Origin of the sequence: Cellulomonas sp. PSBB021 (assembly GCF_002240455.1) — a bacterium.
Classification (GTDB): Bacteria; Actinomycetota; Actinomycetes; order Actinomycetales; family Cellulomonadaceae; genus Cellulomonas; species Cellulomonas uda.
The window spans coordinates 660,535-680,517 of sequence record NZ_CP021430.1 but is presented as its reverse complement, the minus strand read 5'-3'; the positions used below and the strand labels follow the sequence as shown (position 1 = coordinate 680,517).

15 protein-coding genes are annotated in these 19,983 nt (G+C 75.3%); 5 read left to right on the top strand and 10 right to left on the bottom strand.

Going from position 1 to position 19,983, the window contains the following annotated elements:
• Nucleotides 1-35: 35 nt before the first annotated feature.
• Complete coding sequence (locus CBP52_RS03065; protein WP_094182096.1) at nt 36-5,081, top strand: DEAD/DEAH box helicase; 5,046 nt, start codon at nt 36-38, stop codon at nt 5,079-5,081.
• 9 nt (nt 5,082-5,090) lie between these two features.
• Nucleotides 5,091-5,858: a DNA-formamidopyrimidine glycosylase family protein gene (locus tag CBP52_RS03060; protein ID WP_094179778.1), complete on the top strand. Its 768-nt coding sequence runs from the start codon at nt 5,091-5,093 to the stop codon at nt 5,856-5,858.
• Between the two features lie 2 nt (nt 5,859-5,860).
• Here CBP52_RS03060 and CBP52_RS03055 read toward each other — a convergent pair whose 3' ends face one another.
• From CBP52_RS03055 to pgsA, 3 genes are all read right to left on the bottom strand, one after another.
• Nucleotides 5,861-6,202: a helix-turn-helix domain-containing protein gene (locus tag CBP52_RS03055; RefSeq protein ID WP_094179777.1), complete on the bottom strand. Its 342-nt coding sequence runs from the start codon at nt 6,200-6,202 to the stop codon at nt 5,861-5,863.
• 282 nt (nt 6,203-6,484) lie between these two features.
• Complete coding sequence (locus CBP52_RS03050) at nt 6,485-7,012, bottom strand: CinA family protein (RefSeq protein ID WP_094179776.1); 528 nt, start codon at nt 7,010-7,012, stop codon at nt 6,485-6,487.
• A gap of 1 nt (nt 7,013) precedes the next feature.
• On the bottom strand, nt 7,014-7,601 hold the full coding sequence (gene pgsA, locus CBP52_RS03045; protein ID WP_094179775.1) for a CDP-diacylglycerol--glycerol-3-phosphate 3-phosphatidyltransferase: 588 nt from the start codon (nt 7,599-7,601) through the stop codon (nt 7,014-7,016).
• A gap of 218 nt (nt 7,602-7,819) precedes the next feature.
• On the opposite strand from pgsA, the gene CBP52_RS03040 reads away from it, so the two are divergent.
• Complete coding sequence (locus CBP52_RS03040; protein ID WP_094179774.1) at nt 7,820-9,130, top strand: CapA family protein; 1,311 nt, start codon at nt 7,820-7,822, stop codon at nt 9,128-9,130.
• Nucleotides 9,131-9,136: 6 nt separating this feature from the next.
• Here the strand turns inward: CBP52_RS03040 and CBP52_RS03035 are convergent, their stop codons facing one another.
• On the bottom strand, nt 9,137-11,545 hold the full coding sequence (locus CBP52_RS03035; RefSeq protein ID WP_232514628.1) for a bifunctional diguanylate cyclase/phosphodiesterase: 2,409 nt from the start codon (nt 11,543-11,545) through the stop codon (nt 9,137-9,139).
• Nucleotides 11,542-14,040, bottom strand: coding sequence for a DNA translocase FtsK (locus tag CBP52_RS03030; protein ID WP_094182095.1), 2,499 nt, complete (start codon nt 14,038-14,040; stop codon nt 11,542-11,544). The genes CBP52_RS03035 and CBP52_RS03030 overlap by 4 nt, the downstream gene beginning before the upstream one ends.
• Nucleotides 14,041-14,355: 315 nt before the next feature.
• Here CBP52_RS03030 and CBP52_RS03025 point away from each other — a divergent pair, with 315 nt between their 5' ends.
• Nucleotides 14,356-15,324, top strand: coding sequence for a DMT family transporter (locus CBP52_RS03025; RefSeq protein WP_094182094.1), 969 nt, complete (start codon nt 14,356-14,358; stop codon nt 15,322-15,324).
• On the opposite strand, the gene CBP52_RS17815 is transcribed toward CBP52_RS03025, so the two are convergent.
• Complete coding sequence (locus CBP52_RS17815; protein WP_166772113.1) at nt 15,291-15,461, bottom strand: hypothetical protein; 171 nt, start codon at nt 15,459-15,461, stop codon at nt 15,291-15,293. The genes CBP52_RS03025 and CBP52_RS17815 overlap by 34 nt on opposite strands.
• A 21-nt stretch (nt 15,462-15,482) precedes the next feature.
• Here CBP52_RS17815 and CBP52_RS03020 point away from each other — a divergent pair, with 21 nt between their 5' ends.
• Nucleotides 15,483-15,845, top strand: coding sequence for a helix-turn-helix domain-containing protein (locus CBP52_RS03020; protein WP_094179773.1), 363 nt, complete (start codon nt 15,483-15,485; stop codon nt 15,843-15,845).
• Between the two features lie 5 nt (nt 15,846-15,850).
• Here the strand turns inward: CBP52_RS03020 and CBP52_RS03015 are convergent, their stop codons facing one another.
• The 4 genes from CBP52_RS03015 to CBP52_RS03000 all read right to left on the bottom strand — a co-directional run bounded on the left by CBP52_RS03015 (nt 15,851) and on the right by CBP52_RS03000 (nt 19,950).
• Complete coding sequence (locus tag CBP52_RS03015) at nt 15,851-17,536, bottom strand: ribonuclease J (RefSeq protein ID WP_094179772.1); 1,686 nt, start codon at nt 17,534-17,536, stop codon at nt 15,851-15,853.
• 74 nt (nt 17,537-17,610) lie between these two features.
• Nucleotides 17,611-18,528, bottom strand: a complete 918-nt coding sequence (gene dapA, locus CBP52_RS03010; protein ID WP_094182093.1) for a 4-hydroxy-tetrahydrodipicolinate synthase — start codon at nt 18,526-18,528, stop codon at nt 17,611-17,613.
• Between the two features lie 79 nt (nt 18,529-18,607).
• Nucleotides 18,608-19,141, bottom strand: coding sequence for a dihydrofolate reductase (locus tag CBP52_RS03005; RefSeq protein WP_094179771.1), 534 nt, complete (start codon nt 19,139-19,141; stop codon nt 18,608-18,610).
• Nucleotides 19,138-19,950, bottom strand: a complete 813-nt coding sequence (locus tag CBP52_RS03000; RefSeq protein ID WP_094179770.1) for a thymidylate synthase — start codon at nt 19,948-19,950, stop codon at nt 19,138-19,140. Before CBP52_RS03000 ends, CBP52_RS03005 begins: the two co-directional genes overlap by 4 nt.
• Nucleotides 19,951-19,983: the final 33 nt, after the last annotated feature.

The window sequence follows — 19,983 nt, the reverse complement described above, 5'->3', positions numbered from 1 at the left end:
CACGCGGGCGGCGGGTGTGGGCGCGGCCTGCGACGATGTCGCACGTGGTGCTCACCCGCTTCTCCGAGCCGACCCGCACGTGGTTCACCGGCGCGTTCGCCGAGCCGACCGCCGCGCAGGTCGGCGCGTGGGACGCGGTCTCGGGCGGGCGGCACGCGCTCGTCGTCGCACCGACCGGGTCGGGCAAGACGCTCGCGGCGTTCCTGTGGGCCCTCGACGGCCTGCTGACGAGCAGCCCGCCGGACGACCCGACGCACCGCTGCCGCGTGGTGTACGTCTCACCGCTCAAGGCGCTCGCGACCGACGTCGAGCGCAACCTGCGCTCGCCGCTCGTGGGGATCCGGCAGGCGGCGACCCGGCTCGGCACGAGCCTCCCCGAGGTCGCGGTCGGCACCCGGACCGGCGACACGCCCCCCGCCGAGCGCCGCGCGTTCGCGACGCGACCACCGGACGTGCTCATCACGACGCCCGAGTCGCTCTACCTCGTCCTGACGTCGGGGGCACGCGCCGGGCTCGCGGGCGTGCACACCGTGATCCTCGACGAGATCCACGCCGTCGCGGGCTCGAAGCGCGGTGCGCACCTCGCGCTGTCGCTCGAGCGCCTCGACGTGCTGCTCGAGGCCTCGGGCCGGCCGCCCGCGCAGCGCATCGGGCTGTCCGCGACGGTCCGGCCCGTGGAGGCGGTGGCGTCCTTCCTCGCGGGGGCGCGGCCGCGGTCCGAGGGCGGGCGCGAGGTCGTCGTCGTGCAGCCGCCCGCGACCAAGCAGATCGCGGTCGACGTCGTCGTACCCGTCCCCGACCTGTCCGACCTGGCGTCCGCGGGCGACCCCGCGTCGCGCGCGGCGTCCGCGAGCGACACCGGAGCGCAGGCGACACCCGCCGCCGACGCGTGGTCCCAGGCCGCGGAGGCCGACCTCGCGGGCGACGCCGACCGGCCGCAGCGCCGCGCGTCGGTGTGGCCGCACGTCGAGGAGCGGGTGGTCGACCTCGTCGCCGAGCACCGCGCCACGCTCGTGTTCACCAACTCGCGTCGTGGTGCCGAACGGCTCACCTCGCGCATGAACGAGGTGTGGGCCCAGCGCACCGGCCTCGACGTGCCCGACCCCGGCGAGCTGCACGCCGCCGCCGTCCCGGGGCAGTCGGGCACGGGCGTCGGGATCGACACCCGAGACGCCTCGACGATCCTCGCGCGGGCCCACCACGGCTCGATGAGCCGCGCGGAGCGCACGCGCACCGAGTCCGAGCTCAAGGCGGGCGTCCTGCCGGCGGTGGTCGCGACGAGCTCGCTCGAGCTCGGCATCGACATGGGCGCGGTCGACCTGGTCGTCCAGGTGGGCGCGCCGCCGTCCGTCGCGAGCGGCCTGCAACGCATCGGCCGCGCGGGGCACCAGGTCGGCGCGGTGTCCCGCGGCGTGGTGTTCCCGACGTACCGCGGCGAGCTCGTGGCGGCGGCCGTCACGGCCCAGCGCATGCGCACGGGTGAGCTCGAGCCGCTCGCGGTGCCGAGCAACCCGCTCGACGTGCTCGCGCAGCAGGTCGTCGCGATGGTCGCGGTCGACGAGTGGCCGGTCGACGAGCTCGCGCGCGTGGTGCGCCGCGCCGCCCCGTTCGCCAGGCTCGGCGACGCGACGCTGCGGGCGGTGCTCGACATGCTCGCTGGCCGGTACCCGAGCGAGGAGTTCGCGGAGCTGCGCCCCCGGCTGGTGTGGGACCGGGTCCGCGACGTGCTCGTCGGGCGTCCGGGAGCGCTGCGGCTCGCGGTCACGAGCGGCGGCACGATCCCGGACCGTGGCATGTACGGCGTGTTCCTCGCGTCGCCCACGGCGGCGACGCCCGGCGTCGCGGTGGACCCCGAGATCTCCGCGGGCCGCACGCGCGGGGGCAAGCGCGTCGGCGAGCTCGACGAGGAGATGGTCTACGAGTCACGCGCGGGCGACACGTTCACGCTCGGCTCGTCGACGTGGCGCATCGAGGAGATCACCGCCGACCGCGTGCTGGTGTCCCCCGCGCCCGGGGTGCCCGGGCGCCTGCCCTTCTGGAAGGGCGACTCGCCGGGCCGGCCCGCGGAGCTGGGCCGCGCCATGGGCGCGTGGGTGCGCGAGCTCGCCGCCCTGTCCGACGAGGACGCGCGGCTGGCCGCGACGGCCGCGGGCCTCGACGCGTGGGCGGCCGACAACCTGCTCGCGTACGTGCGCGAGCAGGTGGCGGCCACCGGCGAGGTGCCGAGCGACGTCGCCGTCGTCGTCGAGCGGTTCCGCGACGAGCTCGGCGACTGGCGCGTGGTCATCCACTCGCCGTACGGCGCACGCGTGCACGCGCCCTGGGCGGTCGTGCTCGGCGCGCGGCTGCGCGAGCGGTACGGCGTCGACGCGGCCGCGATGCACTCGGACGACGGGATCGTCCTGCGGCTGCCGGACACGCTGGACGCCGAGCTCGACGACCTGTGGGACGAGCGTCGCGGCGACGCGGAGGGCGCGCCCGGCCTCGACCTGGCGGACCTCCTGGTCGACCCCGACGACGTGGTCGCACAGGTCCGCGCGCAGCTCGGCTCGTCGGCGATGTTCGGGGCACGGTTCCGCGAGGCCGCCGGGCGCGCCCTCCTGCTGCCGCGCCGCCGTCCCGACCGCCGCAGCCCGCTGTGGCAGCAGCGCCAGCGCTCCGCCCAGCTGCTGTCGGTGGCCGCCCGGTACCCCGACTTCCCGATCCTGCTGGAGGCGACGCGCGAGTGCCTCCAGGACGACTTCGACACCGCGGCGCTCGCGGAGCTCATGCGCGGCGTCGCCGCGGGGCGGGTGCGCGTCGTCGAGGTCACGACGCGCGCACCCTCGCCGTTCGCGCAGTCGCTGCTCATGGGCTACACGGCGCAGTTCCTGTACGACGGCGACGCCCCGCTGGCGGAGCGCCGCGCGGCCGCGCTCACGCTCGACCCGACGCTGCTCGCCGAGCTGCTCGGGCAGTCCGGCGAGTCCCAGCTGGCGGACCTCCTCGACCCGCAGGCGGTCCTCGACACCGAGGCCGAGCTGTCGGGCCGCGCGCCGGACCGGCAGGCAACGACGCTCGAGCAGCTCGCGGACACCGTGCGACGGCACGGTCCCCTGCCCGTCGCGGAGCTGCTCACGCGCGCCGCGCCCGAGGTCCATGACCGTGTGCCCATGTGGCTCGCCGAGCTCGCGGACGCGCGACGCCTGATCGAGGTCCGGCTCGCGGGCGTCCCGCCGCATCGCGCGCAGCAGTGGGCGGCCGTCGAGGACGCGGGCCGCCTGCGCGACGCGCTCGGGGTCGCGCTGCCCGTCGGCGTGCCCGAGACGTTCACCGAGGTGCTCCCCGACCCGGTGGGCGACCTCGTGCGCCGGTACGCGCGCACGCACGGCCCGTTCACCGCCGCCGCTCTCGCGGCGCACCACGGGTGGGGCGTCGCGGTCGCGCAGCAGGCGCTGGGGCGGCTCGAGGACGCGGGCGTGCTCGTGCGCGGGCGCCTGCGTCCCACCGAGCTGGGCGGGACGGGCGACGAGTACTGCGACGCGAACGTGCTGCGCACGCTGCGCCGACGCTCGCTCGCCGCGCTGCGCTCGCAGGTCGAGCCCGTCGACCCGCGCGCGCTCGGGGTGTTCCTGCCCCGGTGGCAGTCGGTCGCACCCGTGCTCGGCGGCGGAGCCGCCGGGCTGCGCGGTGTCGACGGCGTCGCGCGGGTCGTCGAGCAGCTCGCGGGCTTCGCGGTGCCCGCCTCGGCGCTCGAGGCCCACGTGCTGCCGTCCCGCGTCGTGGACTACCGCCCGGAGATGCTGGACGAGCTCACGGCCGCGGGCGAGGTGGTCTGGGCGGGCCACGCGGCGCTGCCGGGTCATGACGGCGTGGTCTCGCTGCACCCCGCGAGCGTGGCCGACCTGACGCTGGCCGCCCTCGCGCTGCAGGAGGACCTCGCGACGACGAGCCCGCTGCACGTCGCGGTGCTCGACGCGCTGGGCGACGGTGGCGCGTGGTTCGTGGGCGCGCTCACCGCGCGCGTGCGGGACCGCTGGGAGCACGTCGGTGCCCCGGCCGCGCCCGGGGCCGACGCCGCGGGCGACGCGCCCGCCGAGCCGCTGCCCGTCACGGAGCGTGACGTGGTGGCCGCGCTGTGGGACCTGGTCTGGGCGGGGCTCGTCACCAACGACTCGCTGTCCCCGCTGCGGGCATGGCTCGGCTCGGGGACGACGGCGCACCGCACGCGCACGACCGCGCCGCGTGGTCGCCCGCTGCGACCACGGCTGGGGCTGCGCGGTCTGGGCGGTGCACCGGTGGTGCGGCCGCGGGCGGACGGCAGCTCCGCCGGACGCTGGTCGCTGCTCCCTGCCCGGGAGGGCGACGCGACCCTGCGCGCGCACGCGCTCGCCGCCCAGCTCCTCGACCGGCACGGCGTGCTCACACGCGCGGTCGCGCCGCTCGAGGGGATCGGCTCACGGTTCGGCGACGTGTACCGCGTCCTCGGCGCGCTCGAGCAGGGCGGCCAGGTGCGTCGCGGGTACTTCGTCGAGCGGCTCGGCGGGTCGCAGTTCGCCCTGCCGGGCGCGGTCGACCAGCTGCGCGCGGACGCGTCCACCGTGCAGCTCGCGCAGGAGCGCGCCGAGGAGCGCAGCGAGGGCGGCGCGACGAGCGACCCCGCGCTGGACGCCGCGCGGTCGTCGCGGGACGCGCCCCGGCGGGGCAGCGCGCTCGTCGTCGTGCTGGCCGCGACCGACCCGGCCAACCCGTACGGAGGTGCGCTCGCGTGGCCGGACCCGGTGGGCGCCGCGGACGGTGCGGGACACCGGCCCGGGCGCAAGGCGGGGTCGCTCGTCGTGCTCGTCGACGGCGCGCTGGTGCTCTACGTCGAACGCGGCGGCCGGACGGTCCTGTCGTTCGCCGAGGACGGCGAGATGCTCGACGCGGCGGCGCGCGGCCTGGCGTCCGTGGTGCCGCGGACGGGACGCCTGACGATCACGCGCATCGACGGCGCCGCGGTGCTCGCGGACGGTGCCGCGCACTCGGCGGTCGGCACCGCGCTCGTCGCCGCGGGGTTCTCGACCACTCCTCGTGGGCTGCGGCTGGGGTCGGCCCGGTGAGGATGCGCGATGCCCGAGGGTGATGTGCTGCGACGCACCGCGACCCGGCTGGACGACGCGCTCGCGGGACGGGTGCTCGTCCGCGCCGAGCTGCGCTGGCCGTCGGCCGCGGGCGTGGACCTCATGGGACGGACGGTGCTCGGCACGCGTCCCTACGGCAAGCACCTGTTCACACGGTTCGACGACGGCCGCACGCTGCACACGCACCTGCGGATGGACGGCATGTGGCGGGTCGCGGCGACCGGGACGCCGCGGGCGGCCGGGCGCGCCACGGAGATCCGCGCGGTCCTCGCGACGGACCGGTGGACGGCGCTGGGTCGGCTCCTCGGGATGCTCGACGTGGTGCCGACGCGCGACGAGCGGCGGCTGATCGACCATCTGGGGCCGGACGTCCTCGCGGACGAGCTGGACCTCGACGAGGTCCTGCGGCGGTGGCGTGCGCAGGGCGCCACTCCCGCCGCGGAGGTCCTGCTGGACCAGCGGGTCGCCGCGGGGCTGGGCACGATCTTCTGCGCGGAGTCCCTGTTCGCGCTCCGGCTGTGGCCGTGGACGCCGGCTGACCAGGTCGAGGACCCCGCCCGGCTCTACGTCGTCGCGCGGCGCCTCATGCAGCGGTCGGTGCTCTCCGGCCGGCCCGACTCGCGCGTGCACGGCCGCCTCCGGCGTCCCTGCACGCGGTGCGGGACGCCCATCGCGGTCGCGCCCGCTCGCCGGCCGCCCATGGAGCGTCCGGTGTTCTACTGCCCGCGCTGCCAGGCCCGGCCCGGGGCGGCCTGACGTCAGCCGATGGGCGCGAGCTCGGAGCGCGGACGGGCCCAGCCGCCCTCGCCCGTGCACCCCATCGACGCGGCCAGCTCCGCCGGGACGGTGTCGGGGATGAGCAGGCCCTCGGCAACCGCGACGCGGTCGCTCACCTCGCGCAGCACGAGGGACATCGGGACGTCGAGCGCCGCGCAGATGCTCTGCAGCAGCTCGGACGACGCCTCCTTCTGCCCTCGCTCGACCTCGCTCAGGTACCCGAGCGAGACCCGCGCCGCCGACGAGACCTCACGAAGGGTCCTGCCCTGGCGCTGACGCGCATCCCGCAGCACGTCGCCGATCTCACGACGCAGCACGATCATCGAGGCTCCCCCTCTCGTCTCGTCCGTCACCCGAGGTCCGACCGCACGGGACACCCCGTGCGCCGCCTCTCGGCCACCCTCACGTGCCGGCGGCCTGTCGACCGACACCCTGTCACCGTACCGTGCCCCGCTGACACGCGCGGGACTACGTCGAGCCGGGGGGCGAGTGTTCATCACGCCTCCTCCAACGTCGGACCAGGTTTGCGTGTTCCCGCCGCCGAGGCGTCCCGGGCGGGCCGAGGCGACGATTCACCCGGGCCGGCCGGGCGCCGCCCGGTCCGGCTACGGCAGGTCCTGCCGATCGGGGTCGTCGCCTCGCACCGCGTCGGACACTCGCGCCGCGTCGGACACCCGCACCGCGGCAGACAGGAGCGCCAGCGCCTCCTCGACGCACCGCGCGCGGACCTGCGCGCGTCCGCCCCCGAGCCGCAGCGAGCGGACCTCGCGTCGCACGGGCGTCACGACCGCGACGTGCACGGTCCCGGGCGGGTGCCCGTCCTGCGGGTCGGGTCCCGCGACGCCCGTCGTCGCGACCCCGACGTCCGAGCCCAGGCGACGCCGCACGCCGTCCGCCATCAGAAGCGCGACCTCCGGGTCGACCGCACCCACGGCGTCGAGCAATGCCGTCGGGACGCCCAGCAGGGACGCCTTGAGGTCGGTCGCGTACGCGACGACCGCGCCGCGGTGCACCTCGGACGCGCCCGGCACGTCGACGACCCGGGCACTCAGCAGGCCGCCCGTGAGCGACTCGGCGACCGCCAACGTCCAGCCGCGCTCCCGCAGCGCGTCGAGCGCCTCGGCGGTGGGCACGTCAGATCCCCGGCGGGACGGGCGCCGCGCGGCGGATGCGCACCGCGGTGCGCACGTAGTCGAGCCCGGTCACGACCGTCACGACGAGGGCGGCGGCCATCACGACGCCCGCGAGGACCTCGACGGCGGGCGGCATCGCGGACAACGGCAGGACGTACAGCCCGATCGCGAACGACTGCAGCACGGTCTTGAGCTTGCCGCCGCGCGAGGCGGGCAGCACGACGTAGCGCAGCAGGAAGAACCGCATGACCGTGATGCCGAGCTCACGCACGAGGATCACGACCGTGACCCACCAGGGCAGCTCTCCCAGCGCGGACAGCACGACGAGCGCCGCGCCGATGAGCAGCTTGTCGGCGATCGGGTCGAGCAGCTTGCCGAAGTCGGTGACCTGACCCGTGCGGCGCGCGTACCAGCCGTCGATCCGGTCGGTGACGGCGGCCACCGCGAACACGCCGGCCGCGAGCAGGCGGTACCCCACGCTGTCCCCGCCCTCGGCCAGCATCGCCCAGACGAACACGGGCACCAGCAGGACGCGCGCGACCGTCAGCACGTTCGCGAGGTTCCACGTCGGCTGCGGTGCGGGACTCACGCCGACAGCCTAGGTCGTCCGCGCGCCGGGCCCGGTGACCCGCGTGCGCGGCGCGGCGTGCGGCCCGCGGCGGACGGAGGCCGGGGGGACAGGGCCGGGCCGACGGAGCCGGGTGGACGCAGGCGCGGGGGCCGACGCACGGGGCGACCGGGTGGACTCGGCGCGACGCGGCCGAGTGCTTGCCCGCGGCACCCGCCGCGGCGGCTAGGGTCCCGCGTGTGACCCGCCACGCCCGACGCCCCCGTCGCTCCTCGTCGCCCGTGGCGCTCACCGCGCTCGTGCTCGTCGTGTCCTGCGTCGCCGCCGCGGCCGCGGTGCTGCGCCCCTGGGAGGCGTCCACGTCCGCCGGGGACGGCGAGCCGGTGGTCGCCACGACGTCCGCCGCGACGGCGAGCCCCACGCCGACGCCGTCGCCCACGCCGGACGCGGACGCGGAGTTCACCATCGTCGCGACCGGGGACGTGCTCCCCCACCAGGCGGTCGTCTCGTCGGCCACGAGCGGCGGGACGGTGGACTTCGGCCCGCTGCTCGCACCGCTCACGCCGTGGGTGCAGGCGGCGGACCTCGCGCTGTGCCACCTCGAGGTGCCGGTCGCCCCGAACGGCAGCAAGCCGAGCGGGTACCCGATCTTCGGTGCGCCCGTCGAGGTGGTCGCCGGGCTCGCGGCGCAGGGCTGGGACGGCTGCTCGACGGCGTCGAACCACTCGGTGGACCGCGGCTTCGCGGGCGTGAGCGCGACGCTCGACGCGCTCGACGCGGCGGGGCTCGGGCACGCGGGCACGGCGCGCACGCAGGCGGAGGCCGAGGCGCCGCAGCTGTACACGCTCGAGCGCGCCGGCCAGACGATCACGGTCGCGCACATCGCCGCGACGTACGGCACCAACGGCATGCCGGTCGACGCGGACAAGCCGTGGTCCGTCACGCGCATCGACGTGCCGACGATGGTCGCCCAGGCCCGCGACGCGCGAGCAGCCGGTGCGGACCTCGTCGTCGCGAGCGTGCACTGCTGTGTCGAGTACCAGACCGCGCCGACGGCAGAGCAGGAGGACGTCGCGCGTCGGCTCGCGGAGTCGGGCGAGATCGACCTGTACATCGGGCACCACGCGCACGTGCCGCAGCCGGTCGTGCGGCTCGACGGCGGCCCGGACGGGACCGGCATGTGGGTCGCGTACGGGCTCGGAAACTACCTGTCGAACCAGGACGGGGCGTGCTGCTCCCCGAAGACGGACTCGGGGCTGCTGCTCACCGCGCACGTGCGAAGTCCCGGCGCGTTCGCGGCGGACGGCCGCGCGGCGGGACCCGTGCGGGTCACCGGGGTCGAGTGGACACCGGTGACCGTCGACCGCACGAGCGGGCACCGGGTGCACGCGCTGACCGACATCACCGGCGGGACGTCGACCCTGTCTCCCGACGAGGTCGCGGCCCGGCTCGCGCGCGTCCGGGAGGCGGCCGGCGACCAGGCCGAGGAACGCACCGAGCCGGTGACGCCCACGGGCGATGCGCCCGTCGTGGTGCGCCGGCCGGGCTGACGCGGCTCAGGCGCTCCCCGTCGGCGCCGGCGGACCGTCCGCCGCGGGGTGCGGGGTGCCCGGCTGCGCCGGGCGCGGCGGCGCGGACATGCCGGCCAGCGGCGGCGCCACCGGCGTCGGGCGGGCCGCGGCGTCCGGCCGCCGCACCACGCCGGGCAGCGGCACCGCGGTCGCGGCCTCGGGCGAGCCGGGCGCCGGCTGCGCCCCGCCGTACAACCACCCCTGCCCGTAGCGCCACCCGTTGCGGTGCAGGTACTCGGCCTGCTCGGCGTGCTCGATCCCCTCGGCGATCGTGACCATCGCGAGCTCGCGCGCGAGCGCCCCGAGCGCACGGACCACCTTGCCCGCGGTGGGGTCGTCCGGGATGCCGGAGGTGAAGGACATGTCGAGCTTCACGCCGGCGACCGGCAGGTCGCGCAGGTAGGACAGTGGCGACACGCCGGTCCCGAAGTCGTCGAGCAGGATGGGCACGCCCGCGGCGGACAGCTGCGTGAGCTCGTGGCGGATGCGCGTGCCCGACGCCACGAGCGAGGACTCGGTGAGCTCGACCACGATCCGCCCCGCCATGAGCCGGTGCCGCGAGATCTCCGCGAGCAGCGTCGTCGCGAACTCCCCGTCACCCAGCTGGTCCGCGGACACGTTGACCGACACCCACGTGGTGCGGTCGGGCGACGTCGCGACGAACTCGGCGACCTTCGTCGCGACGAGCTGACCGAGCGGCACCGCGAGCCCCGCCTCCTGCGCGAGACCCAGGAACGCCGACGGCAGCAGCAGCCCGCGGTACGGGTGCTGCCAGCGCACGAGCGCCTCGTACCCGACGACGCGGCCGTCCGCGAGGTCGACGATCGGCTGGTAGTGCACGACCAGCTCGTCGGCGTCGAGCGCGTCCGTGAGCTCGCGCAGCAGGTCGACGCTCGAGGAACGGCCCATCGAGTGGTCGTAGACCTCGGTCCGTCCGCGGCCCGCCGCCTTGGCTCGGTACAGCGCGGAGTCCGCCGCCGCGAGCAGGCCCGGCGCGCCGCCCTGCACGGTCTCCGGGTCGGCGAGCGCGATGCCGATGCTCGCCGCGACCTGCATCCGCCGCCGCGCGACACGCACCGGCTCCGCGAGGCCCGCGTGGATCGCGGCCGCCACCTCGAACACCGCCCGCGGCCCGTCGACGTCCTGCACGACGACGACGAACTCGTCGCCGCCGAGGCGCGCGACCGTCCCGCGCCGCGCGGTGGCCGCCCGCAGCACGCCCGCGACGTGCACGAGGACCTCGTCGCCGGCCGCGTGCCCGTACCGGTCGTTGATCTCCTTGAACCCGTCGAGGTCGCACGCGAGCACCGCGACCCGGTCGACCACGCCCGGCTGCTCGAGCACGGACTGCAGCACCTCCTGCAGCAGGGTGCGGTTCGCGAGGCCCGTGAGCGGGTCGTGCATCGCGCGGTGCGTGAGCATCTCGGCCTGGAGCTTCGACTCGGTCGAGTCGCGGACCTGCACGACGAAGTGGTCCGGCTCGCCCGTGGGCGAGCGCACGAGCGCGGCGTCGAGGACGACCCACACGAGGTGGCCGTCCGCGCGCTGGTAGCGCTTCTCGACCGAGAACCGGTGCTGGCCGCCACCGAGCAGCCGGTCGACCTCGAGGCGCTCGCTCGCGCGCGACTCGGGCGTGCCGAGCGCCTCCATCGGGTAGCCGCGCAGCGCGTCCACCGTCGTCCCCAGCAGCTCCGCGAGGGCCGCGTTGGCCTCGACGACGTGCCAGTCGAGGTCGACGAGCGCCATGCCGATCGGCGCGTTCTCCATCGCGACCCGGAACTGCGTCTCCGAGCGGGACAGCGCCGCCTCGACCTGCCGCGACCCCGTGACGTCGACGAGCGTCGTGAGCACCGCGGGCGCGTCGCCGTCGGCCGCCGCGACGAGCTGGCTCGAGACCTGCACCATGCGCGCCTGCGTGCCCGTGGGGCTCGCGACCGCCACGCCGACGAGCTGCGAGTCGACCGTGTATCCCGCGCGCCCCGTGCGGTAGCCGAGCACGCCCGCGGGGTTCATCGCGAGACCCTGCTCGTTGACCAGCACGACCGCCAGGTCCGTGAGGTGCCGCCCCACGGCGGCGTCCGGCACCACGCCGAGGATCGTCGCGGCCCGGTCGGAGATGTCGAGCACCGTGCCGGACAGCGAGACGACGAGCACGCCCTCCTTGGTGACCGCCTGCAGCGCGTCGTACCGGTGCCGCAGCTCGCGCGACAGGTCGAGCAGGTCGTTGGCGCGGCGCACCTCACGGCGTTGGCGCGCGAGGAGCACGAGCACCCAGACGAGCGCGACGACCGCGATCGCCGCGATGACGAGCGACGCGAGCCCCACCGTGTCGTCCGTCCCCGCGGTCAGCGCCGCGGGCGACGGCGCCGTGGCCAGGACCCGCGTGGGCGTCACCGCCCGCCGCCGGACCAGCCCTGGCCCTCGTCCTCGAGGTCGTCGTGGTAGTCGGTCGCGACCGGGATGCCCTCGTCGCCGGGCAACGGTCCGTCGTCCGCCGGCTCCCCGCGCAGCATCGCGAGCGTCCCGGGCAGGTCGTCGGGCTGCACGAGCACCTCGCGCGCCTTCGAGCCCTCGGACGGCCCGACGATCTCGCGGGACTCCAGCAGGTCCATCAGGCGACCGGCCTTGGCGAAGCCCACCCGCAGCTTGCGCTGCAGCATCGACGTCGAGCCGAACTGCGACGTCACGACGAGCTCGGCGGCCTGCAGCAGCAGGTCGAGGTCGTCGCCGATGTCCTCGTCGACCTGCTTCTTCGGCGCGGCCTGCGCGACGTCCTGCCGGTAGGACGGCTTGAGCTGGGTCTTGACGTGCTCGACGACCGCGTGGATCTCGGACTCCGCGACCCACGCGCCCTGCGTACGCATGGGCTTGGCCGCGCCCATCGGCAGGAACAGCGCGTCGCCCTGGCCGATGAGCTTCTCCGCACCCGGCTGGTCGAGCACGACGCGCGAGTCCGTGAGCGAGCTCGTCGCGAACGCGAGGCGCGAGGGGACGTTGGCCTTGATCAGACCCGTCACGACGTCGACCGACGGACGCTGCGTCGCGAGCACCAGGTGGATGCCGGCCGCGCGCGCGAGCTGCGTGATGCGCTGGATGGACGCCTCGACGTCGCGGGGCGCGACCATCATGAGGTCCGCGAGCTCGTCGACGATCACCAGCAGGTACGGGTACGTCGCGATCTTGCGCTCGGACCCCGGCAGGGGCTTGACCTTGCCCGCCCGGACCGCGGCGTTGAAGTCGTCGACGTGCTTGAACCCGAACATCGCGAGGTCGTCGTAGCGCGCCTCCATCTCCCGCACGACCCACTCGAGGGCCTCCGCGGCCTTCTTGGGGTTCGTGATGATGGGGGTGATCAGGTGCGGGATGCCCTCGTAGATCGTCAGCTCGACGCGCTTGGGGTCGACCAGCACCATGCGCACCTGGTCCGGCGTCGAGCGCATGAGGATCGACACGATCATCGAGTTCACGAACGACGACTTACCGGCACCGGTCGCGCCCGCGACCAGCAGGTGGGGCATCTTCGCGAGGTTCGCGACGACGTAGCCGCCCTCGACGTCCTTCCCGACGCCGATGATCATCGGGTGGTCGGAGCGCTTGGCGGCCGACGAGCGCAGCACGTCGCCGAGCGCGACGGTCTCGCGGTCGGTGTTGGGGATCTCGATGCCGATCGCGGACTTGCCCGGGATCGGCGACAGGATCCGCACGTCGGCCGACGCGACCGCGTACGCGATGTTCTTCGACAGCGCCGTGACGCGCTCGACCTTGACCGCCGGCCCCAGCTCGACCTCGTACCGGGTCACGGTCGGGCCGCGGGTGAAGCCCGTGACCTTGGCGTCGATCTCGAATTGCTCGAGCACGCTCGTGAGCGACTCGACCACGCGGTCGTTCGCGGCCGAGCGGACCTTGTGCGGCGGTCCCTTCGCGAGCGAGTCCTCGGACGGCAGCAGGTAGACCACGTCGCCGCCGAGCATCGGCTGCTCACCGCGCGGGACGCCCGTCGTGGGGGGTGCGGCCAGCTCCGTAGGCCGGGGCGCGGCCGCCGCGGACGCGGCCGCCTCGACGACCGTGGTGGGCTCGGTCGGCGCGTCGGGTGCGACCGCGCGCGTCTCGTCGTCGGGCCCGGCAGGGTCGACGAGGGCGGCGCGGACGAACGCCTGGTCCGCCTCGTACTCGTCGAGCGCCGCCTGCGCGGCCTGCGCGGCACGGTCCGCCTTGCGGCGGCGCAGCCCGCGGCGCGCACGCGGCGGCTCGTCCGGCTCCTCGACCGCCGTGTGACCGGCGTTGATGACGAGCGGGGCGTCGTCGTCCTGGGTCGCGGCGTCGTCGTGCTGACCGGTGAGGCGGCGGTAGAGCGCGCGCAGGCGCGGCACGACCTGGTGGACCGGCGTCGCCGTGACGACGAGCAGCCCGAAGAACGTGAGCAGCAGCAGCAGGACCACGGTCACCGGGACCGTCACGAGCGTCACCAGCGGCGTGCCGACGATCAGGCCGACCATCCCGCCCGCGCCGCGCACCGCCTCCATGTCGTCCGTGCTCGGACGGTCCTGGAACACGTGCACCAGGCCGCACACGGCGAGCAGGATCGCCGCGAGGCCGATGCCGATGCGGCCGTTCGCCTGCACGCGGTCCGGGTGCCGCATGAGCCGAACCGACGTGGCGAGCAGCAGGATCGGCACGACGACGCCGACGACCCCGAACGTGCCGGCCACGACGTTGTGCACCACACCGCCCGCGGTGCCGGACATCGACCACCACTCGCGTGCCGCCACGACGACCGCGAGCCCCAGCAGCGTGAACGCGAGGCCGTCGCGCCGGTGCGCGGGGTCGAGGTCGCGTGCGTCGCGCCCGACGCGGCGGGCCGCGCCGCCGACGAGGTGCGCGGAGCCCATCCACATGCCCTTGACGATCCGCACGGGCAGGGCGGGACGCGGGGGCGGGAGGGCGCGGAGGCACGCGCCGCCGGCCGTGCGCCCGACTGCTTGGAACGTGCGCCCGAGCCCGACGGCGTGCCGGCGGACCGTGCGGCGGGCGCGCCGGAGCGCGACCGTGGGGTCGTACGGGTCGCCATGGTCCTCACGGTAGCCGGACGCGCCCCGTCGACGGGGATGGCGCGGCGCCGTGTCGCCCGCGGACGTGTCGGACCCGACCCCTACCGTGTCCCCCGTGCGAACCGAGACCTGCGCGCGACGCCCGAGGAGACGCCCGTGACGCGGCGCGGCTGGGCCCTGCTGCTCACGATGGGCGTCGTGTGGGGCGTGCCGTACCTGCTCATCAAGGTCGCCGTCGACCAGGTCACGCCGGCGGGCGTCGTGCTCGCCCGCACCGGCCTGGGCGCGCTGCTCCTGCTGGCCTTCGTGCCGCGCGCCGGCGGGTTCCGGACGCTGCGGGGGCACCGGCGGCCGGTCGTCGCGTTCGCGGCCCTGGAGATCGTCGGGCCGTGGATCCTGCTGTCGAACGCCGAGCGCACGCTCACCAGCTCGACCACCGGGCTGCTCGTCGCGACCGTCCCGATCGCGGCCGTCGTCATCGGCCGGTTCGTGGACGGGCAGGCGGTCGCGCTCGTGCGGTGGGCCGGCCTCGTCGTGGCGCTCGGCGGCGTCGCGCTGCTCCTCGGTCCGGGCGCGGCCGGGGGCGACGCGTGGGCCGTGGCCCAGGTGCTCCTGGCCGCGCTCGGCTACGCGGTCGCCCCGATCGTGGCCGACCGGCGTCTGCGTGACGTGCCGCCGATCCCGCTGACGACCGCGTGCCTCGGGCTGACGGCGCTCGTGTACCTGCCGGTCGTGCTGCTCGAGGCACCGCACCCGGCGCCCGACGCCGCCGGGGTCCTCGCGCTCGCCGCGCTCGGGGCCGTGTGCACCGCGCTCGCGTTCGTCCTGTTCTTCCGGCTCATCGCGGAGGTCGGCGCGGCCCGCTCGACGCTCGTCGCCTACCTCAACCCGGTCGTCGCGGTCGCGCTCGGCGCGCTCGTGCTCGACGAGCCGATCACCCTCGCGGTGGTCGCGGCGACCGCCCTCATCCTCGTCGGCTCGGCCGCCGCGTCACGTCGCAGCGGAGCCGTGCCCGAGCCCGCGGGCCTGGCACGCGCCGCGGACGCGCTGTCGGACGTCGACGACGAGCCGACGTCCGACGGCACCGCGGGTCAGTCGAAGTCCCAGATCGAGTTCCGGTCGTAGAACGTCAGCACGTACCGGCAGCGGGTGCACACGAGCAGCGTCTTGACGTGCGTCGTGAACCCCCACCGTCCGTCGGTGCGCTCCTGCTGCTGCTCGTAGTCGGTGTTCTGGCACAACGGGCACGGGGGAAGGTTCATGGCACGCGACGCTAGCGGTCCGTGCGCCCCGGCGGGGCCCGTTCGCGGCGCGAGCGAGACCCGGCCGTCCGCGTCGGTCAGACGACGCTCGACCTCGACACGTGGGCGCGTCACGTCCACGTCGCGCGACGCACCTTCACGCGTCGGTTCCGCGAGCGGACGGGCGTCAGCCCCGGGCACTGGCTCGTGCAGCAGCGCCTCGCCCGCGCCCGGGTGCTGCTCGAGACCACGGACCTCACGGTCGACGAGGTCGCGCGCCGCGCGGGCTTCGGCTCCGCGGCGACCCTGCGCCTGCACTTCACCGAGCACCTGCGCACGACACCTCGCCGGCACCGTGAGACGTTCCGCCGCACGGTGCCGCCGAGCAGTGCCGCCGAGCAGTGACGGCGCTACGCCTCCACGACCACCGGGATGATCATCGGGCGGCGACGCAGACGGCCCGAGACCCACCGGCCCACGACCCGCCGCATGACCTGCTGCAGCTGGTGCGTGTCGGTCGCGCCCTGCGCGATCGCGTCCTCGAGCGTGCGCGTCAGCTCCGGGAGGATGTCCTCGAACACGTCGTCCTGCTCGGCGAACCCGCGCGCGTGGATCTGCGGGCCCGCGAGCACCTTGCCGTCGGCGGACGACACGACCGCGAAGATCGAGATGAACCCCTCGTCACCGAGGATCCGGCGGTCCTTGAGCTCGGCCTCGGTGATGCCGCCCACGCTCGAGCCGTCGACGTACACGTAGCCGCACGGCACCGCGCCGACGACGGACGCGCGGCCGTCGACGAGGTCGACGACGACGCCGTCCTCGGCGAGCACCACGCGGTCGGCGGGCACGCCGGTCTGGACCGCGAGCGCGCCGTTCGCGACGAGGTGGCGCACCTCGCCGTGCACGGGCATGACGTTGCGCGGGCGCAGGATGTTGTAGCAGTAGAGCAGCTCGCCCGCGGACGCGTGGCCCGAGACGTGCACCTTCGCGTTGCCGGAGTGCACGACGCGCGCGCCGAGGCGCGTGAGCCCGTTGATCACGCGGAACACCGCGTTCTCGTTCCCGGGGATGAGCGACGACGCGAGGATCACGGTGTCCCCCGCGCCGACCGACACCTTGTGGTCGTTGTTCGCCATGCGCGACAGCGCGGCCATCGGCTCGCCCTGCGAGCCGGTGCACATGAGCACCACCTCGTCGTCCGGGAGGTCGTCGACCGCCTTGAGGTCGACGAGCACGCCGGCGGGCACCTTGAGGTAGCCGAGGTCGGCGGCGATCGCCATGTTGCGGACCATCGAGCGGCCGACGAGCGCCACGCGGCGGCCGTGCGCGGCGGCGGCGTCGAGCACCTGCTGGACGCGGTGCACGTGCGAGGCGAACGACGCGACGATGATGCGCTTGCTCGACTCCGCGAAGACCCCGTCGAGCACGGGACCGATGCCCCGCTCGGGTGCCACGAACCCCGGGACCTCGGCGTTCGTGGAGTCGACCATGAACAGGTCGACGCCCTTCTCGCCCAGGCGTGCGAAGGCACGCAGGTCGGTGATGCGCCCGTCGAGCGGGAGCTGGTCCATCTTGAAGTCGCCGGTGTGCAGCACGGTGCCCGCGGGGGTGGTGACCGCGACCGCGAGCGCGTCCGGGATCGAGTGGTTGACCGCGACGAACTCGCACTCGAACACGCCGAGCTGCTCGACCTGACCCTCGCGCACCGCGAGCGTCACCGGCGTGATCCGGTGCTCCTTGAGCTTCGCCTCGACGAACGCGAGCGTGAGCTGCGAGCCGACGAGCGGGATGTCCGAGCGCAGGCGCAGCAGGTAGGGCACGGCGCCGATGTGGTCCTCGTGCCCGTGCGTGAGCACGATCGCCTCGATGTCGTCGAGCCGGTCACGGATGTAGTCGAAGTCCGGGAGGATCAGGTCGACGCCGGGCTGGTGGTCCTCGGGGAACAGCACGCCGCAGTCGACGACGAGCAGGCGCCCGCCGAACTCCAGCACGGCCATGTTCCGGCCGACCTCGCCCAGTCCGCCGAGGGCGACGACGCGCAGTCCTCCCTCCGGGAGCGGGGGCGGCGGGGTCAGCTCGGGGTGGGGGTGGCTCAAGTCTTCTCCTGCGACGGGCGGGGCGGCCGGTGGCGCGCTCCCGCGAGGGTGGCCCGGCGCTGCGGGCCCGGTGGTCAGGTGAGGGCCGCGTCGAGCAGCCCGGCGGCGCGCAGCGCCTCGCGGATGCCGTCGACCTCGTCGTCGGTCGCGGGCACGTACGGCAGGCGCACGGTGCGACGCGGGATGAGGCCGAGGACCTCGAGCGCCGCCTTGACGTGCACGGCCTGGAAGCCGGCACCGTTCACGGCGTCGGTGACAGGGAGCGTCGCGGCGTAGGCCCGCTGCGCGGCCGGGACGTCGCCCCGGTCCCACGCGTCGAGCAGCTCGCGGAACATCGCGCTCGCCGCCTGGGTGACGACGCCGACGACGCCGACGGCCCCCACGGCGAGGAACTGCGCGACGAGGCCGTCGTCGCCCGAGTACCAGGCCAGCCCGGTGCGCGCGATGCCGCGTGCGGCGTTCACGGTGTCGCCGGTCGCGTCCTTGAACGCGACCACACGCTCGTCGGCCGCGAGCGTGTCGATCGTGGCGTCCGCGAGGCGCACGCCGGCGCGGCCCGGGACGTCGTACAGCATCGCGGGCAGGTCGCCCGCGTCGAGCACCGCGCGCACGTGCGCGACCACGCCCGGCTGCGACGGGCGCGAGTAGTAGGGGCTCACGACGAGCAAGCCGTGCGCGCCGGCCTCGGCGGCCTGCTCGGCCATCCGCGCGGCGTGCAGCGTGTCGTTGGACCCCGCGCCGGCGACGACGTACGCGCGGTCGCCGACCGCCTCGACGACCGCGGCGATGAGCTCGGCCTTCTCGGGTGCGTGCGTCGTCGGCGCCTCGCCCGTCGTGCCGTTGAGCACGAGACCGTCGTGCCCGGCGTCGACGAGCCGGCGCGCGAGCTGCACCGCGGCCGCGAGGTCCACCTCGCCCTGCGGGGTGAAGGGTGTCACCATCGCGGAGAGCAGCGACCCGAACGGGCGCGAGCTCGACGTCACCTGCGGCATGGCGCCCACCGTACCGCGCACGGACGGACCGACCGCGCCCGATCCACGCTCCGAGCGGCGTGCGCCGCGCCGGTGCGCGTCAGCCGGACGCGCGGACGTACGTCTCGAACCGGTACCGGGCGCCCGTCGACGACGTCGACCAGCCCTCGGCGGGCTCCGCGCGTTCCCGACGCCACCGCTCCGGCGCGAGCCGCGGCGCATGCGTGTCGCCCGCGACGGTGACGTCCACCACGGTGACCTCGGCGCGGTGCGCGTACGGCAGGGCGAGCGCGTAGACCGCTCCCCCGCCGACGACCCACACCTGCTCGCCGCCGGGAGCGTCGGCGGCGAGTGCGAGCGCGGTCGCCAGGTCGTGCACGACGAGCGCGCCCTCGAGCTCGAGCCCGGCCTGCCGGGTGAGCACGAGGTTCGTCCGGCCCGGCAGGGGCCGCCAGCGCGCCGGGAGCGAGTCCCAGGTCGCGCGGCCCATCACGACCGGGTGCCCGTCCGTGAGCGCCTTGAACCGCGCGAGGTCCTCGGGCACGTGCCACGGGAGCGCACCGTCGGCGCCGATGACCCCGCCCGCCGACTGCGCCCACACGAGCGCGACGTGCGGCTCGCTCGTCGTGCTCATACGGCGATCGGCGCCTTGATCGTCGGGTGGTGCTGGTACCCGACCACCTCGACGTCCTCGTACGCGTAGTCGAAGATCGACGCCGCCTTGCGCAGGCGCAGCGTCGGCGCGGGGTACGGCTCGCGCGTGAGCTGCTCGCGGACCTGCTCGACGTGGTTGTCGTAGACGTGGCAGTCGCCGCCGGTCCAGACGAGGTCGCCGACCTCGAGGTCGACCTGCTGCGCGACCATGTGCGTGAGCAGCGCGTAGGACGCGATGTTGAACGGCACCCCGAGGAACAGGTCCGCGGACCGCTGGTAGAGCTGGCAGGACAGCCGCCCGTCCGCGACGTAGAACTGGAACAGCGCGTGGCACGGCATGAGCGCCATGCGCCCCAGCTCGGCGACGTTCCACGCCGAGACGACGTGCCGGCGCGAGTCCGGGTCGGCCCGCAGGTTCTCGACGAGCTGCGCGACCTGGTCCACGTGCCCGCCGTCGGGGGTCGGCCACGAGCGCCACTGCACGCCGTACACCGGCCCGAGCTCGCCGTCCGCGTCCGCCCACTCGTCCCAGATCTTCACGCCCCGCTCCTGCAGCCAGCGGACGTTGGAGTCGCCGCGCAGGAACCACAACAGCTCGAGCACGACCGAGCGCAGGTGCACGCGCTTGGTCGTGACGAGCGGGAAGCCGGCCGACAGGTCGAAGCGCATCTGGTGCCCGAACACCGAGCGCGTGCCCGTCCCCGTGCGGTCCGACTTCGGCGTGCCCGTCTCGAGGACCAGCCGCAGCAGGTCCTCGTACGGGGTGGGGATCGCGGACGGCTGCGTCATGCGCGTCATCGTACGTTCGGCGCGGGCCGTGCG

Excerpts from the sequence above, each read along its gene's own strand:
- CBP52_RS17815 (WP_166772113.1), bottom strand. The coding sequence starts at position 15,461 with ATGAACCTTCCCCCGTGCCCGTTGTGCCAGAACACCGACTACGAGCAG.
- CBP52_RS03030 (WP_094182095.1), bottom strand. The coding sequence starts at position 14,040 with ATGGGCTCCGCGCACCTCGTCGGCGGCGCGGCCCGCCGCGTCGGGCGC.
- CBP52_RS03005 (WP_094179771.1), bottom strand. The coding sequence starts at position 19,141 with ATGAGCACGACGAGCGAGCCGCACGTCGCGCTCGTGTGGGCGCAGTCG.
- CBP52_RS03000 (WP_094179770.1), bottom strand. The coding sequence starts at position 19,950 with ATGACGCAGCCGTCCGCGATCCCCACCCCGTACGAGGACCTGCTGCGG.
- CBP52_RS03055 (WP_094179777.1), bottom strand. The coding sequence starts at position 6,202 with ATGATCGTGCTGCGTCGTGAGATCGGCGACGTGCTGCGGGATGCGCGT.
- CBP52_RS03065 (WP_094182096.1), top strand. The coding sequence starts at position 36 with ATGTCGCACGTGGTGCTCACCCGCTTCTCCGAGCCGACCCGCACGTGG.
- CBP52_RS03060 (WP_094179778.1), top strand. The coding sequence starts at position 5,091 with ATGCCCGAGGGTGATGTGCTGCGACGCACCGCGACCCGGCTGGACGAC.
- dapA (WP_094182093.1), bottom strand. The coding sequence starts at position 18,528 with ATGCCGCAGGTGACGTCGAGCTCGCGCCCGTTCGGGTCGCTGCTCTCC.